This window comes from Actinomadura rubrobrunea NBRC 15275, assembly GCF_001552235.1.
GTDB classification, from domain to species: Bacteria; Actinomycetota; Actinomycetes; order Streptosporangiales; family Streptosporangiaceae; genus Spirillospora; species Spirillospora viridilutea.
In genome coordinates this window covers 1-13818 of the sequence record NZ_BCQU01000068.1, presented here as the reverse complement: position 1 = coordinate 13818, position 13818 = coordinate 1, and the positions used below count along the sequence as shown (strand labels likewise).

General features: G+C 73.0%; 17 protein-coding genes. 11 read left to right on the top strand and 6 right to left on the bottom strand.

What is annotated here, in order from left to right; all coding sequences use genetic code 11:
- The first annotated feature begins 20 nt into the window (after nucleotides 1-20).
- On the top strand, nucleotides 21-566 hold the full coding sequence (locus tag AR3_RS20290) for an ATP-binding protein (RefSeq protein ID WP_227023360.1): 546 nt from the start codon (nucleotides 21-23) through the stop codon (nucleotides 564-566).
- Nucleotides 567-679: 113 nt separating this feature from the next.
- Here AR3_RS20290 and AR3_RS20285 read toward each other — a convergent pair whose 3' ends face one another.
- Nucleotides 680-1888, bottom strand: coding sequence for an arginine deiminase (locus AR3_RS20285; protein ID WP_067915820.1), 1209 nt, complete (start codon nucleotides 1886-1888; stop codon nucleotides 680-682).
- Nucleotides 1889-1953: 65 nt separating this feature from the next.
- On the opposite strand from AR3_RS20285, the gene AR3_RS20280 reads away from it, so the two are divergent.
- Nucleotides 1954-3351, top strand: a complete 1398-nt coding sequence (locus AR3_RS20280) for an MFS transporter (RefSeq protein WP_067915819.1) — start codon at nucleotides 1954-1956, stop codon at nucleotides 3349-3351.
- A gap of 324 nt (nucleotides 3352-3675) precedes the next feature.
- Nucleotides 3676-4863 (top strand): elongation factor Tu, encoded by a 1188-nt coding sequence (gene tuf / locus AR3_RS20275; RefSeq protein WP_067915818.1) that lies wholly within the window; start codon nucleotides 3676-3678, stop codon nucleotides 4861-4863.
- A 170-nt stretch (nucleotides 4864-5033) separates the two neighbouring features.
- On the opposite strand, the gene AR3_RS32650 is transcribed toward tuf, so the two are convergent.
- Nucleotides 5034-5156 carry a hypothetical protein gene (locus AR3_RS32650; RefSeq protein ID WP_281179285.1) on the bottom strand — a complete coding sequence of 41 codons (123 nt, stop codon included), beginning with the start codon at nucleotides 5154-5156 and terminating at the stop codon, nucleotides 5034-5036.
- Complete coding sequence (locus AR3_RS20270; protein ID WP_067915817.1) at nucleotides 5156-5509, bottom strand: hypothetical protein; 354 nt, start codon at nucleotides 5507-5509, stop codon at nucleotides 5156-5158. Before AR3_RS20270 ends, AR3_RS32650 begins: the two co-directional genes overlap by 1 nt.
- Before the next feature lie 168 nt (nucleotides 5510-5677).
- On the opposite strand from AR3_RS20270, the gene AR3_RS20265 reads away from it, so the two are divergent.
- From AR3_RS20265 to AR3_RS20250, 4 genes are all read left to right on the top strand, one after another.
- Nucleotides 5678-5968, top strand: coding sequence for a GntR family transcriptional regulator (locus tag AR3_RS20265; protein ID WP_169803865.1), 291 nt, complete (start codon nucleotides 5678-5680; stop codon nucleotides 5966-5968).
- Nucleotides 5969-6163: 195 nt separating this feature from the next.
- Nucleotides 6164-6412 carry a GntR family transcriptional regulator gene (locus tag AR3_RS20260; protein ID WP_067915815.1) on the top strand — a complete coding sequence of 83 codons (249 nt, stop codon included), beginning with the start codon at nucleotides 6164-6166 and terminating at the stop codon, nucleotides 6410-6412.
- A 4-nt stretch (nucleotides 6413-6416) separates the two neighbouring features.
- The gene (locus AR3_RS20255; protein ID WP_067915814.1) at nucleotides 6417-6662 is read left to right on the top strand and encodes a winged helix-turn-helix domain-containing protein; all 246 of its coding nucleotides are present in this window, start codon (nucleotides 6417-6419) and stop codon (nucleotides 6660-6662) included.
- A gap of 582 nt (nucleotides 6663-7244) precedes the next feature.
- Entirely contained in the window at nucleotides 7245-8186 is a 942-nt protein-coding gene (locus tag AR3_RS20250; protein ID WP_067915813.1) for an endonuclease/exonuclease/phosphatase family protein, read from the top strand.
- 52 nt (nucleotides 8187-8238) lie between these two features.
- Here AR3_RS20250 and AR3_RS20245 read toward each other — a convergent pair whose 3' ends face one another.
- The 3 genes from AR3_RS20245 to AR3_RS20240 all read right to left on the bottom strand — a co-directional run bounded on the left by AR3_RS20245 (nucleotide 8239) and on the right by AR3_RS20240 (nucleotide 10578).
- Nucleotides 8239-9807: a fatty acid--CoA ligase gene (locus AR3_RS20245; RefSeq protein ID WP_067915812.1), complete on the bottom strand. Its 1569-nt coding sequence runs from the start codon at nucleotides 9805-9807 to the stop codon at nucleotides 8239-8241.
- A 102-nt stretch (nucleotides 9808-9909) separates the two neighbouring features.
- Nucleotides 9910-10080: a hypothetical protein gene (locus AR3_RS31185; RefSeq protein WP_169803864.1), complete on the bottom strand. Its 171-nt coding sequence runs from the start codon at nucleotides 10078-10080 to the stop codon at nucleotides 9910-9912.
- Nucleotides 10081-10212: 132 nt separating this feature from the next.
- Nucleotides 10213-10578, bottom strand: a complete 366-nt coding sequence (locus tag AR3_RS20240) for a hypothetical protein (RefSeq protein WP_083951714.1) — start codon at nucleotides 10576-10578, stop codon at nucleotides 10213-10215.
- 282 nt (nucleotides 10579-10860) lie between these two features.
- On the opposite strand from AR3_RS20240, the gene AR3_RS20235 reads away from it, so the two are divergent.
- The 4 genes from AR3_RS20235 to AR3_RS31785 all read left to right on the top strand — a co-directional run.
- Complete coding sequence (locus AR3_RS20235; protein WP_067915810.1) at nucleotides 10861-11196, top strand: STAS domain-containing protein; 336 nt, start codon at nucleotides 10861-10863, stop codon at nucleotides 11194-11196.
- A 139-nt stretch (nucleotides 11197-11335) separates the two neighbouring features.
- Nucleotides 11336-12061: a glycosyltransferase family 2 protein gene (locus AR3_RS20230; protein ID WP_067915809.1), complete on the top strand. Its 726-nt coding sequence runs from the start codon at nucleotides 11336-11338 to the stop codon at nucleotides 12059-12061.
- Entirely contained in the window at nucleotides 12058-13674 is a 1617-nt protein-coding gene (mptB, locus tag AR3_RS20225; RefSeq protein ID WP_067915808.1) for a polyprenol phosphomannose-dependent alpha 1,6 mannosyltransferase MptB, read from the top strand. The genes AR3_RS20230 and mptB overlap by 4 nt, the downstream gene beginning before the upstream one ends.
- Nucleotides 13602-13818 (top strand): hypothetical protein (locus tag AR3_RS31785; protein WP_157406712.1); only part of this gene is annotated, 217 nt, incomplete at its 3' end. The genes mptB and AR3_RS31785, both read left to right, overlap by 73 nt.

The window sequence follows — 13818 nt, the reverse complement described above, 5'->3', positions numbered from 1 at the left end:
GGGGAGCGTCGACCGGGGAGGTGAGGGCGTCGAGCGTCGTCATGCTGCCGCATGCGCCGTCCAGCGTCGCCGTGGCGCGCAGGCGCCTCAGCTCCGAGCTGCTCGCCTCCGGGGTGTTCGAGTCCGTCGTGGACGACGCGAGCGTCATCCTCAGCGAGCTGTTGAGCAACGCGCTCCGGCACGCCAGGCCGCTGCCGTGCGGACGCATCCGGGTCACCTGGACGCACCACGGGGAACGGCTGGAAGTGGCGGTCAGCGACGGCGGCGCCATGACCGAGCCCCGGCGCGGCCCGGGCACCCTGTCCTCGCTCGGCGGGCGCGGCCTCGGCATCGTCGAGGCGCTGTCGGCGGGCTGGGGCGTCCGGCATGAGGACGGCGTCACGACCGTGTGGGCCGTCCTGGTCACGCCGAAGGAGGCCGCCGGCGGCGCGTCCCTGCGCGACCGGAGCGACGGGCACACGCTGATCTCCGGCTTCGACCCGGCCGACGAGGCCGAGGCCTCGGCGAACGGCCTGGTCAACGGCCACCGCGCGCCGTCCGCCCAGCCGCGGGTCCACCCCGCCTGACCGTCCGGTCACCGCACTGGTAGGGTCCTCGGCAAGCTCGGGCGCTGCCTTGTCCCCGTCGGCACCGCCCGAGCCCTCCACGGCCCGCGCGCGCCGAAGGGCGACGCCCGAGGTCAGCTCGGCGGGGCGTCCCGCAGCAGCGGGCAGGACATGCAGCGGGGGCCGCCGCGGCCGCTGCCGAGCTCGCTGCCGCTGATCCGGATCACCTCGACGCCCGCCGCCTCCAGCCGCGCGTTCGTCTCGATGTTGCGTTCGTACGCCACCGCCACCCGCGGGGCGATCGCCAGGGTGTTGTTGCCGTCGTCCCACTGCTCGCGCTCGGCGGTGACCGGGTCCAGACCGGTGTCGATGACCTTCAGCCGGTCCAGGCCCATCGCCTCGGCGGCGGCCTCCAGGAACGGGCGGGGCTCGGACACGCGCAGGTCGCCGTCCTCGGACGTCACGGTGAACGCGGTCATCGAGTCCGCCATCGGCGGATACATCACCACCGTGTCGACGTCCACCATCGTGCACACCGTGTCCAGGTGCATCGTGGCGCGCTCCTGCGCGATCGGAACGGCCAGCACGGTGTGCGCCAGCCCGGCGGCGAAGACCTGGCGGGCCAGCCGCTCCACCCCGGCGGGCGTGGTGCGCTCCCCGGTGCCCACCGCGATCACGCCGGGGGCCAGCAGCAGGACGTCGCCGCCCTCCACGTGCTCCAGCGACGGGTCGTACACGCGCTCCACCCCGGCGAACCGCGGATGGTGCGCGTAGACCAGGCCGATGAGCGCCGACTCGCGGTGCCGGGCGGGCATGGCCAGGCTCGTCACCGCCACCCGGTCGCCGATCCAGGTGCTGTTGTCGCGGGTGAACAGCAGGTTGGGCAGCGGGTCGATGACGAAGTCGTGCCGGTCCATCATCCGGTAGACCAGGCCGTGGCCGGTCTTCAGCTCCTCGTGCGCCAGCCCGGCGATCAGCGTGTGCGCGAGGATCTCCGGGTCCTGGTCGCGCAGGCAGCCGGCGACGACGCGGCGCAGCTGGTCGCCGAGGCGGGGGTCGTCCAGCACCCCGTTGATGGCCTCCTCGCGCGCCGTCTCGTACTCCAGGACGTCCTGCAGCAGCTCGGTGAGGTACAGCACTTCGACGCCCCGGTCGCGCAGCGCCTGGGCGAACGCGTCGTGCTCCTCCTGGGCGCGGCCCACCCAGGGGATGCCGTCGAACAGCAGCTTGTCGCTGTTGCGAGGAGTCAGGCGCTTGAGCTCGGCTCCCGGGCGGTGCAGCAGGACGGTCCGCAGCCGTCCCACCTCGCTGGTGACCCGGTGATGTCCGGTCGTGTCGGCCACACCGGCAGTCTAAGCCGGGGATCCGCGCCTACCGGGCGGCCGGGAGGTGTGCGACGATCACGAGCGTGCGCGCACGCGGGGCCCTCACCTGGCATCTGACGGCGGCCACGCTGCTGCGGATCTCGGCGGAGGGGATGGCCACCGCGCTGGTGCTGACGGTCGAGGCCCGCACCGGGCACGCCGCCACCGCGGGTTTCCTCCAGACCGCCGCGACGCTCCCGTACGTGCTGAGCGGACCGCTGATCGGGCACGCGCTCGACCGGGCCCGCCGTCCCCGCCCCGTCGTGATGGCGCTGGCGGCGTGCTACGCGGCCGCCGCCGCGGCGCTGCTGGCCATGGCGGGGCGCTCGCCGCTGGCGCTCGCGCTGACCGTCGCCGCCGTGATCGGGGTGACCGAACCCGTCGTCGTCGCGCTGACGAGCCTGCTGCCGCGGTACGTCCCGGCCGAGCGGCTGCCGCGCGCGTACGGGCTGGAGGCGTCGAGCTACAACGTCGCGGCCATCGCCGGCCCCGGCCTGGCCGCCGTCCTGGCCTCCACGACGACCGGAACGTACGCGGGCCTCGCCGTCATGGCCAGCGCGTTCGCCGCCCTGCTCGTCCTGCCCCTGCTTCCCATCCCCGGCGGGGCCCCGGAGGACGGCCGGTCGACCGTCCTGTCGGCGGCGGACGCCGCTCAGGACGGCGCGGGCGAGGCCGCCGCGCGGCCAGACGGAGGCGACGGCCCGGCGCCAGCGGAGCGGGCGGGTGTCGCCGAGCGTCCGTCGCCGGGAGGGTCCGGGAAGAACGGCGGGAAGAACGGCGTGGCGGCGGCGGCCGACGCGGTGATCGGCGGGCTGTCGGTCCTGGTGGCGAACCGGGTGCTGCGCGCGCTCACCGTGGCGACGTCGCTGGCGTGGCTGGGCTGGGGCGGCATCGCCGTGACGGCCGTGCTGCTGGCCGAGCGCCTGGACGCCGCGCCGAGCGCGGGCGGCCAGTTGATGGTGGCCTGCGCGGTGGGCTCGCTGGCCGGGTCCCTGGCGTCCGCCCGCTGGCTGCGCGCCCGGCACGCCGAGTGGGTGACGGTGGCGGGCCTGGTGGCCTTCGGCGGCACGCTGGCCGCGCTCGCGGCGGCGCCCTCGCTGCCGTGGGCCATGCTGTGCTTCCTGGCCGCCGGGCTCTGCGAGGGGCCCGTGTTCGCGGCGACGCTCCTGCTGCGGCAGCGCGAGTCGCCGCCGGACCGGCTGGGGCAGGTCAACACGACCGGCGGCAGCCTGAAGATCGGCGCCTTCGCCGTGGGCGCCGCGCTGACCGGCGTCCTCGCCGACCGCCTGGGCGCGATCGGCCTGGTGCTGGCCATCGCCGCCTGCCAGTTCATCGGCGCCGCCCTCGGCGTCCTGCTGCTCCGCGCCCCCGCCCGCGGCCGCCGTCCCGGCCGCGCAACACGCGCCGCCGACGACCGGACGGCACCCCGCAGCCCTTCCTGAGCGGACGGAAAACCGATCGACACCGCCGGGAGGCGGTTCGTACGCTCGACGCATGTTCACCGCAGCCGACGCCCGCACGCTCGCAGAGGCCGATCTGCTGAGCGCGACGTCGGCTGCCTTCCAGGCAGCGGCAGCGGACGCTCTTGGCGGCGTCCGAGGCTGACCCTCCTCCGCCCCGCCTCCAGGAGAACCAGCGGAGGGGGGTTGTCGCAGACCACGGGCCGCCCGACGGACGCGCACCCGGCGCACCCGCGCGGGGGACGCGCGCCCGGAGCGCCCGTGCGGTTCTCACGACCGATCCGATCGAAGTGAGGACGCAGCCTCATGGCCAAGCCGCTGTACGAACGGACGAAGCCGCATCTGAACATCGGCACGATGGGTCATGTCGACCACGGCAAGACCACGCTGACCGCGGCCATCACCAAGGTGCTGGCCGAGCGCGGGCTCGCCGCGGCCGTCCCGTTCGAGCGCATCGACCGCGCCCCCGAGGAGCGCGAGCGCGGCATCACCATCAACATCGCCCACGTCCAGTACGAGACCGCCACCCGGCATTACGCCCACATCGACCTGCCTGGTCACGCCGACTACATCAAGAACATGATCACCGGTGCGGCGCAGGTCGACGGGGCGGTGCTGGTGGTCTCGGCGCAGGACGGCGCGATGCCGCAGACCCGCGAGCACGTCGTGCTGGCCCGCCAGGTGGGCGTGCGGCACGTGGTGGTGGCGCTCAACAAGGCCGACGCGGTCGACGACCCCGAGCTGCTCGACCTGGTCGAGCTGGAGGTCCGCGAGCTGCTCACCGAGTACGGGTTCCCCGGCGACGAGGTGCCGGTGGTCCGGGTGTCCGGGCTGCGGGCGCTGGAGGGCGACCCGTACTGGACGGCCCGCATCGTGGACCTGCTCGACGCGATCGACGCGTACGTGCCCGTCCCGGAGCGGGCGGTCGACCGGCCGTTCCTCATGCCGGTGGAGAACGTGCTGACCATCACCGGCCGCGGCACCGTCGTGACCGGGGTGGTGGCGCAGGGCTCGATCCGGGTCGGCGACCCCGTGGAGATCGTCGGCTTCGGGGACACGATCGCCACCGTCGCCACCGGCCTGGAGACGTTCGGGCGGGCGATGAGCTACGCCCAGGCCGGGGACAACACCGCGATGCTGCTGCGCGGTGTCAAGCGGGACCAGGTCCGGCGCGGCCAGGTGGTCAGCGCGCCGGGGGCGATCCGCCCGCACACGCGGTTCCGCGCCCGGGTGCGGGTGCTGACCGCGGAGGAGGGCGGACGCAGCAGGCCGTTCTGCCACGGCTACCGGCCGCAGTTCCACTTCCGCACCACCGACGTGGTGGGCGGCGTGGACCTCGGCGGCGAGGGCGCCATGGCGATGCCGGGCGACACCGTGGAGATGGCGGTCGAGCTCGGCAAGCCGGTCGCCCTGGCCGAGGGCCTCGGCTTCGCCATCCGCGAGGGCGGCCGCACGGTCGGCGCCGGCACCGTCATCGCGCTGGTGGACGAGTAGGGACGTCGTTCGCGCACCGGCGGGTTCCGTCAAGGGACCCGCCGGCATGCGTTTCACGGGGGTCGGCCCCCGACACCCTGAGGGGATGCCGGGGGCCTCAGCCCGCGCGGGCGCGGTGCGCAGTGGTTGTTGTCGGATCAGGGGAGCGTCCCGGTCGCCCGCGCGGACGCCTAGAACGGGGCGCGATGTCGCCCCACATAGCGCGGCCGCCGCTGCGCGCTCGCGGCCACGCCCGCGCAGGTGAACAGTGCGACGGTGATAGCGGCCAGCAGGGAGACGACGAGGACGGCCATCACGCGCCCCCCTCCTCCCGGCCGGTGTTCCGCGGCGGCTCGGATGCTGTCTCCATCTCCGCGGATGGGAAGGCCGCGACCAGTTCCGCCAACCGGTCGTGCTGAATGGTGAGTTCCATCAGCGCGTCGTAGGTGTCCGCGTAGACGACGCTGGCGCACCCGGCCAGCCGCTGGCGGGTGGACAGGGGGCGATCCTGCCGAAGCGCGATAGCCCACAAGTACGTGTGGTCGAGCAGCGTCCGGAACGGCACTGCCCACCGCGAAGACGGGACGGATTCGCCGGGCTTCGGGCCAATGCCGGCGTTCGACCGCATCTTCCCGGTCGCGGTCGGGTCGGTACCCTGCTGGTCCATGGGGCGACTCCTAGGCAGTCGTCTCTAGGCCCCGTTCGACGGTGCGACGCCGGGCGGGGCCGCTTTTATATGTCAACCATGCACACTACGCTCATCTGGCATTGATCGCACTACATGAACAACATGCACACCATGAAGCACCAGGTCAGCGTACATACCGTGGTGTGCATGGACCTGACGGACCCTCGCCCCCTTCGCGACCAGGTCGTCGCGTACATCGAAGACGGCATTCGGTCTGGGCGGTGGCCCGTCGGGTCACGCATCCCGACCATGGAGGAACTCGCGCGGGAGACCGACGTAGGGTCGCGGACCGTCGCGAAAGCGGTCCGCATCCTTCGCGAACGCAGGGTTCTGCGCGGCATGGGCGGACGCGGGACGTACGTGCTGAGGGTTCCGAAGGAGAACGAAGAAGACCCCGCCGACACGGAAGACGGCAAGGACGGCGACACGGACGACTAGCGCGCCTTGGCCCTGCGCAGCCGATGGGTAGTTGGACAACCGACGTACCCCTCATCCGGGGCGGTACCAGTGCCCCGCACTCCTGGCCGTGGAGGTGTGGCGGCCGCGCCGTCCGTCGGCGGGTACGCGCATCCTTCGTCAGCCCAACTGGCCGACTGACCTGCTTGTGTCGCCCTAGTCAACTAGGGTCTGGCCATGGCAATCGACCTCGATGGGCCGGAGCCTCTGTGGCGGCAGGTCACTGAAGACCTCGCAACCCGCATAGCCGCGGGCGAATGGGAACGGCGGCTACCGAGCTTCCGCATCCTTGCGGACGAGTACCAGGTCAGCCACGCCACCATCGGGGACGCGCTCCGCGAACTGCGGCACCGTGGCCTGATCGTCACCACTCGCGGCCGGGGCGCCTTCATTGCTCGGCGGCCGGACGACGACCGGAAGCAGTGACGACATGGGCAGCTTGGATGGCATAGAGCCGCTCAGGGATCAGCTCGTCGCGGTCGTGCGGAAGCGAATCGCAAGTGGCGAGTATCCGCCGGGCTCGAAACTGCCGACTGCCCGCGAGCTGGCCGAGGAGTTCGGGATCTCCTCGAGAACCGTCACGGACGCGTTCGCCATCCTCCGTGAAGCCGGCGAGGTGGTCGGAGTGCGCGGCCGCGGGGTGTTCGTGCGGCCAGAAGAACACAAGGACTCGTAATCGGGCGCCGCCGTAGCCGTGGTCGAGGGGTGCGGCTTCGGCGTTCGTGAGGGCGGTCAGCACGGTCGGCGCCGGCACCGTCACCTCGTGCCCGTGCGAACAGCCCGTTACAGCCCGTTTAGCGCGTCAAAGGCGTCCTAGCCTTACCAGGTGGCACGGCTCGACTTCGACCAGGACCCCCGGCACATCTACGTGCAGATCGCGGACGACATCGCCTGACGCATCGCGGCCGGAGAACTCGGGCCACGCCTGCCCAGTGTGCGCGCACTCGCGATCGAATACGACGCCGCGCACGCCACCGCCGCCCACGCCGTTCAAGAAATCGTGCAACGAGGACAGGCCGTCACCACGCCGGGACGCGGCACGTGGGCGGTGCGACGAGATTGAGCAGCGCTGCACAAGCCGCAGACATACGAGTACCCCCGGACGAAGCCAGCCCATGCCGGGCCCGTCGGGGTGGACGGCGAGGTTGGGAGGCCCCTCTCGAGGGGGCGGTCGGGCGAATCACTGGCGGATATGGTTCCCTTTGTGGTGGGATTCGTGATCATTCCCCCCTGATCGATTCCCCGACCTGGAGAACGAGTGCGAGCCCCCCGCGCCCTGATCCCCCTGCTTGCCGTGTGCGGCGCCGCGGCGGTCGTGGTGACCGCCGGGGCCGGTGCCGCCATCGAGGGAGCCCCGGATCTCGGACCGGCCCACGCCGACGCCGCACGGGAGCTCCCCGCCGCCACCGTCACCGCGATGACCTGGAACGTCTGCGGCGACGCCGCGCCCGGATGCCCCCTCGGGTCCCGCCCCGCCGAGCTGGTCCGCGAGATCCCCCAGCAGTTGGCGGAGGTCCGGGTCGGCGGCCGGAAGGTGAACTTGGACGCGGTGTTCCTGCAGGAGGTCTGCTCCGAGCAGGTGTCCGCCCTCGGCAAGGCGGCCCCGTTCCAGTCGTGGAGCTGGGAGTTCGCGGCGTACCGCGACGCCGACGGCAAGCCGCGGGACTGCGCCAACGGGCAGGGCCGCCTCGGCGTCGCCATCGGGGCGCGTGAGCGGCTCACCGACGCGCGCGTCACCGAGCTGCCGTCGCCGCCCAAGCTGCGCCGTGTGGCGCTGTGCGCGCAGGTCGACGCCTGGCACGCCAAGCTGTGCACGACGCGGCTGAGCACGACGCGCTGGGACGACGACCCGCGCGGCGACTACCGGCCCCGGCAGAGCCGACGGCTCGCCGAGTTCGCCGGGACGGGACGCGTCCTCATCGGCGGGGACCTGGCCGAGGAGCCCGAGTCCCGCAACCTCGACGCCCTCTACCGCCAGTACGCCGAATGCGACCAGGGGCCGGGCACGGCCCGCACCGGCGCCGAGACCAAGCAGGACTGGCGCGGCGCCGCCCTGGAGAAGACCGACTACCTGTTCGCGTCCGGGGCCGCCGGGATCTCGTGCGGCGTGCCGGAGACGCCGGTCCGCGCGTCCGACCACCGGCCCGTCGGCGCGGTCGTCCGCTTCCCCGACTCCGAGGTGGACGCCGGGGAGCGCTGACCCGGGGTGAGGGCCGCCGACCGCGGCGGCGCCTCACCCGAGGTATGAGCGCTCAGTGGACGGCGCGGTCCTGCCCCTCCCAGTACGGGGCGCGCAGGTCCTTCTTGAGGATCTTGCCGGTGGGGTTGCGGGGGATCGCGTCGCGGCGTTCCACCGAGGTGGGGCACTTGAAGTGCGCCAGCCGCTCCCGGCAGAAGTCGATGATCTCCTGCTCGGAGAACTCGGCGCCTTCGGCGGGGACGACGAGCGCCTTGGGGGTCTCGCCCCACTTGTCGTCCGGCACCCCGATGACCGCGCAGTCGGCGATGCCCGGGTGGCTCATCAAGACATTCTCAACCTCCGCGGGGTAGATGTTCTCCCCGCCGGAGATGATCATGTCCTTGACCCGGTCGTGGATGTAGAGGTAGCCGTCCTCGTCCAGGTAGCCGGCGTCGCCGGTGCGGAACCAGCCGTCCGGCAGCAGCGCCCCGGCGGTGGCCTCCGGCATCCTCCAGTAGCCCTTCATGTTCTGCGCCGTCTGGCAGAGGATCTCGCCGACCTCGCCGCGCGGCACCTCCTCCAGCGTCGCCGGGTCGACGATCCGCAGCCGGCAGCCCGGGTTGGGCACGCCCGCGCTGCGCAGCCGGTGCGCCTTCGGGCCGTCGGGGTCGTGGTCCTCGGGCGGCAGGTAAGTGATGGCGCCGGTGGTCTCGGTCAGCCCGTAGACCTGCATGAACCCGGTGTTCGGCAGCAGCTCCATGGCGCCGCGGAGCACGTCCTCGCTGATGGGGGACGCGCCGTACAGCAGCAGGCGCAGGCTGGACATGTCGGCCTCGCGCACCTCGGGCATGAGCTGCATGAACTGCAGCAGCACCGGGACGAGGAACACGTGCGTCACCCGGTGCCGCTCGATGGCGCGGGCGATCGCGACGGGGTCGGGCTCGCGCATGATGACGCCCGTGATGCCGTCGTACACCGCGCACACGGTGAGCGCGCAGCCCGCCACGTGGTACATCGGCATCGCCACCATGAGCACGGTGTCGTCGTCGATGTTCCACAGCTCGTTGCTGAGCGGCAGCACCGCGTTGAAGTTGTCGTGGGTGAGCATCACGCCCTTGGGCAGGCCCGTGGTGCCCGACGAGTAGAGCTGGACGAACACGTCGGCGGTGTCGGCGTTCTGGTCCGGCGGCTCGGCCGGCGGTTCGTGGGCGCTCGTCCACTCGGCGTAGTCGAGATGGGAGTGGTCCGAGCCGCCGACGACGACGCGGTGGGTGGTGTGCTCCAGCTTCCCGGCGATCGCGTCGAGCACCGGGACGAACTCGGGGCCGACGACGAAGACCTTCGCCTGCGCGTTGTTGACGATGTAGGCGACCTCGTCGGGCGCGAGGCGGTAGTTGACGGGGACCTGTGCCGCGCCGACGCGGGCCGCGCCGAACAGCAGCTCGGCGTACTCCAGGGAGTTCTTGTCGAGGATGGCGACCCGGTCGCCGGGGCCGACGCCGGCCGCGGCGAGCGTCGCCGCCACCTGGTCCACGCGCCGGTCGAAGTCCCGGTAGGTGATCTGGGTGTCGCCCGCGATGAAGGCGACGCGGTCCGGATGCCGTCGCGCGCGGTCGCGCAGCACCTGGGTCAGGCTTGGCACGAAGATCCCCTTTCGCCGGTGACCACCTGTTGTGTGCGCATCATGAGGTCACCGGAGGGCGGCGGCAAGGGGTCGCGCCGAACCGGACACGCGGCCCGGCGGCTATCCGCTCTTGGCCGCCTTGGAGACCAGGGTGACCACCAGGTAGACCACCACCGCCGCGAGGCCGACGAAGAAGAACAGCTTCACCATCGACATGATCCAGCCGATGACGCCCATGAGCACCCACAGCGCGAGGATCACGCCGAGGACCATCAGAATTGTCCGTGCCATGTCCACCACGCTAGGGCGGCGGCATCGGGTGCGTCATCACCCTGGAGGACGAGTCGGCCCCCGCTTTTCCCTGACCGACGTCGGAACGCCACCCTGAGACGGATCGGGGACGGGCGCGCGTGTGCGCCCGGGTCAGGGGGTGAAGGTCTCGTCGACCGTCCGGAAGGTGGGGCAGGGCCAGCGCCACATGCAGGCGCGGCAGCGGCGGATCGGGCGGTCCAGATCGCTGGTGATGCCGCCCGCGTCCTGCGGGCGGTGCAGTTCGATGAGGCGGACGGCCAGGTCGGCGAACGCGATCACCTCGTCCCGGGCGCCCGCCAGGAACGTCAGGTCCTCGCGGGACAGGCGGGCCTTGACCGGCACGTGGCCGGTGTCGTTGATCAGGCGCGACAGGTACTGGGTGGCGGACCGCCAGGACGTCGCCTTCTCCGACCGCGCGCGGACCGCCTCGATGCGTTCGCGGAGCCGGTCCTCCCGCGGATCTCGCTCAACCTTCACGCGCGACACACCCCCGTCGCCTGCGGATCCCCGCCGGGCGCGTCCGCCCGGGGGCCCATCGCCTGCCCTCGCCGCTCAGCCTCCCGCACTCCCGGGCCGCGTGAATGCGGAATTCCGCAGTCCGCGCGGACCCCGGACGGCCGAGCGGGAGATGTCCGGCAAGAGCTGTAATCAATTCATTTCTCAACGTAATACATCAAGGTCATACGCATCGGACGCGAGGACACGACGGTTCGGGCAACCCTCTGGCCCGTCGGCTCTCGGCCCGATAGTGTGCCGAATGTGGAGCTGAATGTCTCGACCGCATCACAGGGAGGTAACGCCGTCGTCACAGCGACGGGGGAGCTCGACCTGTACACCGCGCCGCGCCTGCAGGCCGCGCTGGCGGGGCTGCTGCGCGGGCAGGTCGACCGCATCGTCGTCGACCTGAGCGGCGTCGAATTCTGCGACTCGACCGGGATGAACGTGCTGCTCGCCGCCATGAAGCGGCTCAAGGAACAGGGCGGCACCCTGGAGCTGGCCGCGCCGCGCCCGGCCGTGCGGCGCATCCTGCAGGTCACCGGCCTGGACTCGGTGTTCACCGTGTCCGACGCCGTCCCCGTGCTCGATCCGAGCTGACCGGACCCGGCCGACCGGAGTGCGGGAGCCGGTCCCCGCACGCGACCTCGGCCGACCACGCGTTGACGACGACCCGCGGAGCCCCGCGGGTCGTCGTCGTTGACGGACACCCTCGTCAGCGCGCACTACGATCGCCCGTATGCAGGACGTAGCGGTGGTCATCCCGGCCAAGGACGAGGCGGACCGGATCGCGACGACCGTCAAGGCGGCGCTGGAGCTGCCCGGCGCCGACCTGGTCGTGGTGGTCGACGACGGCTCGTCCGACGGCACCGCCCGGATCGCCGAGCAGGCCGGCGCGAAGGTCGTGCGGCACGGCCGCAACCGCGGCAAGGGCGCGGCGATGGAGAGCGGCGCCGAGGCCGTGCGGCTGCTGGACGAGGACCGCGACATGCCCCGCCATCTGCTGTTCCTGGACGCCGACCTGGCCGCGACCGCGCGCGACGCCGCCCCGCTGATCGAGCCGGTGCGGCGCGGCGAGGCCGACATGACCATCGCGGTGTTCGCCACCACGGTCAAGCTCGGCGGCCACGGGTTCGTGGTCCGGCTGGCGCGCGAGGGCATCCGGCGCGCCACCGGCTGGGAGGCGACGCAGCCGCTCAACGGGCAGCGCTGCCTCACCCGGGCCGCGTTCGAGGCGGCGCGGCCGCTCGCCGTCGGATTCGGCGTGGAGACCGCCCTCACCATCGACCTGCTGCGCAAGGGGTTCCGGGTGACCGAGGTGGAGGTGCCGCTGGCGCACCGGGCCACCGGCACCGACTGGCGATCGCAGCTGCACCGGGCCCGGCAGTTCCGCGACGTGGCGCGCGCCCTGGCCGTGCGCGAGCCCGCCGTGGCGCGGGTGCTGCGCGGCAGCCGCCGGTCGTGACCCCTCCTCGTCCCGCCGCCGCGGCGGACGCCGGCGCCGCCCCCGAGGCGGCGGACGGCCGCCGCGCCGCCCTGGGACGCGCGGGCCTGGCGGCCATCGGGACGAGCATCGGATGCTTCCTGCTCACGGCCCTGCTGGGCCCGTCGGCGATGCAGCCCGAACTGCGCGGCGACCCCGGGCAGCCGCCGTACGCGCTGACCGTCCACCCGCCGCCGCACCTGGTGATCGGCCTGGTGGCGGCCGGTCTGGTCGTCGGGACGCTGGGCCTTGGGCTGTGCTGGTCGGCCGTCCGGCGCGGCTGGCGGTGCCGCACCTCGGCGCTGACGGCCGCGGGCCTGCTGGCGACGGCGGCGTTCACGCTCATGCCGCCGATCGGGTCCGCCGACCACCTCAACTACGCGGCGTACGGGCGCATGGCGGTCATCGGGCACGACCCGTACGTGACGCGGGCGGTGGACGTGCCCGGCGACCCGGTGATCAGCGAGGTCGAGGAGTGGCGGCGGGCGCCGTCGGTGTACGGGCCGATCGCCACGGCCGGGCAGGCCATGGCGTCCTGGAGCGGCGGCGACTCGGTGCGGCTGACGGTGTTCGTCCTGTCCCTGCTCAACGCCCTGGCGTTCACGCTGACCGCGTGGATCCTCCACCGCGCCGCACGAACCGACGAACGGCGGCTGCGCGTGGCGCTGCTGTGGACGTGCAACCCGCTGCTGCTGTTCCACCTGGTCGGCGGCGCCCACAACGACACGCTGGCCGTCTGCCCGATGGTCGCCGGGGTGGCGCTGTTCTCGGCGCGGTTCGAGGCGGGCCGCCGGGGCGTGCCGCTCCGGGCGGCGGCGAGCGGCGCCCTGATCGCGGTCGGCGCCGCCATCAAGCTGCCCGCGGCGATCGCCGGGGGCGGGCTCGCGTGGGCGGTGCTGCGCGGCGCCTTCACGCACCGCGGGGCCGGGCGCGACGACGGCGGACGCGTGGCCGCCGACCGGTGGCGGGCGGCGCTCTCGGCGGCGGCGCTCGCGGCGGGGGCCCTGGCGGTCACGCTGGTCACGTACGCGATCGCCGGGTCGCACACGTTCGACCCGATCCGGCGGGCCGCCGACCAGGTCTCGCTGGCCACCCCCTGGCATCTGGTGGACCTGGTCCTCGGCCGCGACAACCGCGTCGTCATCAAATTCGCCTGGCTGACGCTGTTCGCGGTCCTGACGATCCTGCTGGCCCGCGCCCTGCCCCGCCGCGGCCCCGGCACGGACACCGGGGCGGAGGCCGAGCGGGTCGCGGCCGCGCTGGTGCTGGCCTGGCTGCTCGCGGCGCCGTACGAGCTGCCCTGGTACAGCGGGTTCGCGTGGGCGGCGCTGGCGCTGCTGCCGTGGTCGCGGTTCGACTGGCTGCTGCTCGCGCACACCTGCGCGCTCAGCCTCGGCTACCTGCCCGCCCGCGACCCGAAACTGATCGGGCTGCCCGCGTCGCTGGACTGGCTGCTGGAGGTGGTGCGCCCGGGCGTCATCCCCGTGGCGCTGACGGTGATTCTGATCGCCGCGCTGCGGATGTGCCTTCGGCGGCCAGGTCCCGCTCCAGCGCCCGCACCACCGCGGCGATCACCAACGGCGTCCCCAGGCTGAACGCCACCGAGAGGATCACCACGCCGGAGTCGTTCACCAGCGTCCCGATCACGCCGACGGTGAGCGCGCAGATCGCCGCGGGACGCATCGTCGGGCTGTGCTCGTACAGCCGCTCCAGCAGCGACGCCCGCCACTTCACCGGCC

What these genes read in the sequence shown, in the direction of transcription:
- AR3_RS20265 (WP_169803865.1), top strand. Translation starts at nt 5,678, where the DNA reads ATGGACCTGACGGACCCTCGCCCCCTTCGCGACCAGGTCGTCGCGTAC.
- AR3_RS31185 (WP_169803864.1), bottom strand. Translation starts at nt 10,080, where the DNA reads ATGGCACGGACAATTCTGATGGTCCTCGGCGTGATCCTCGCGCTGTGG.
- AR3_RS32650 (WP_281179285.1), bottom strand. Translation starts at nt 5,156, where the DNA reads ATGGCCGTCCTCGTCGTCTCCCTGCTGGCCGCTATCACCGTCGCACTG.
- AR3_RS20270 (WP_067915817.1), bottom strand. Translation starts at nt 5,509, where the DNA reads ATGGACCAGCAGGGTACCGACCCGACCGCGACCGGGAAGATGCGGTCG.
- AR3_RS20255 (WP_067915814.1), top strand. Translation starts at nt 6,417, where the DNA reads ATGGGCAGCTTGGATGGCATAGAGCCGCTCAGGGATCAGCTCGTCGCG.
- AR3_RS20260 (WP_067915815.1), top strand. Translation starts at nt 6,164, where the DNA reads ATGGCAATCGACCTCGATGGGCCGGAGCCTCTGTGGCGGCAGGTCACT.
- tuf (WP_067915818.1), top strand. Translation starts at nt 3,676, where the DNA reads ATGGCCAAGCCGCTGTACGAACGGACGAAGCCGCATCTGAACATCGGC.
- AR3_RS20230 (WP_067915809.1), top strand. Translation starts at nt 11,336, where the DNA reads ATGCAGGACGTAGCGGTGGTCATCCCGGCCAAGGACGAGGCGGACCGG.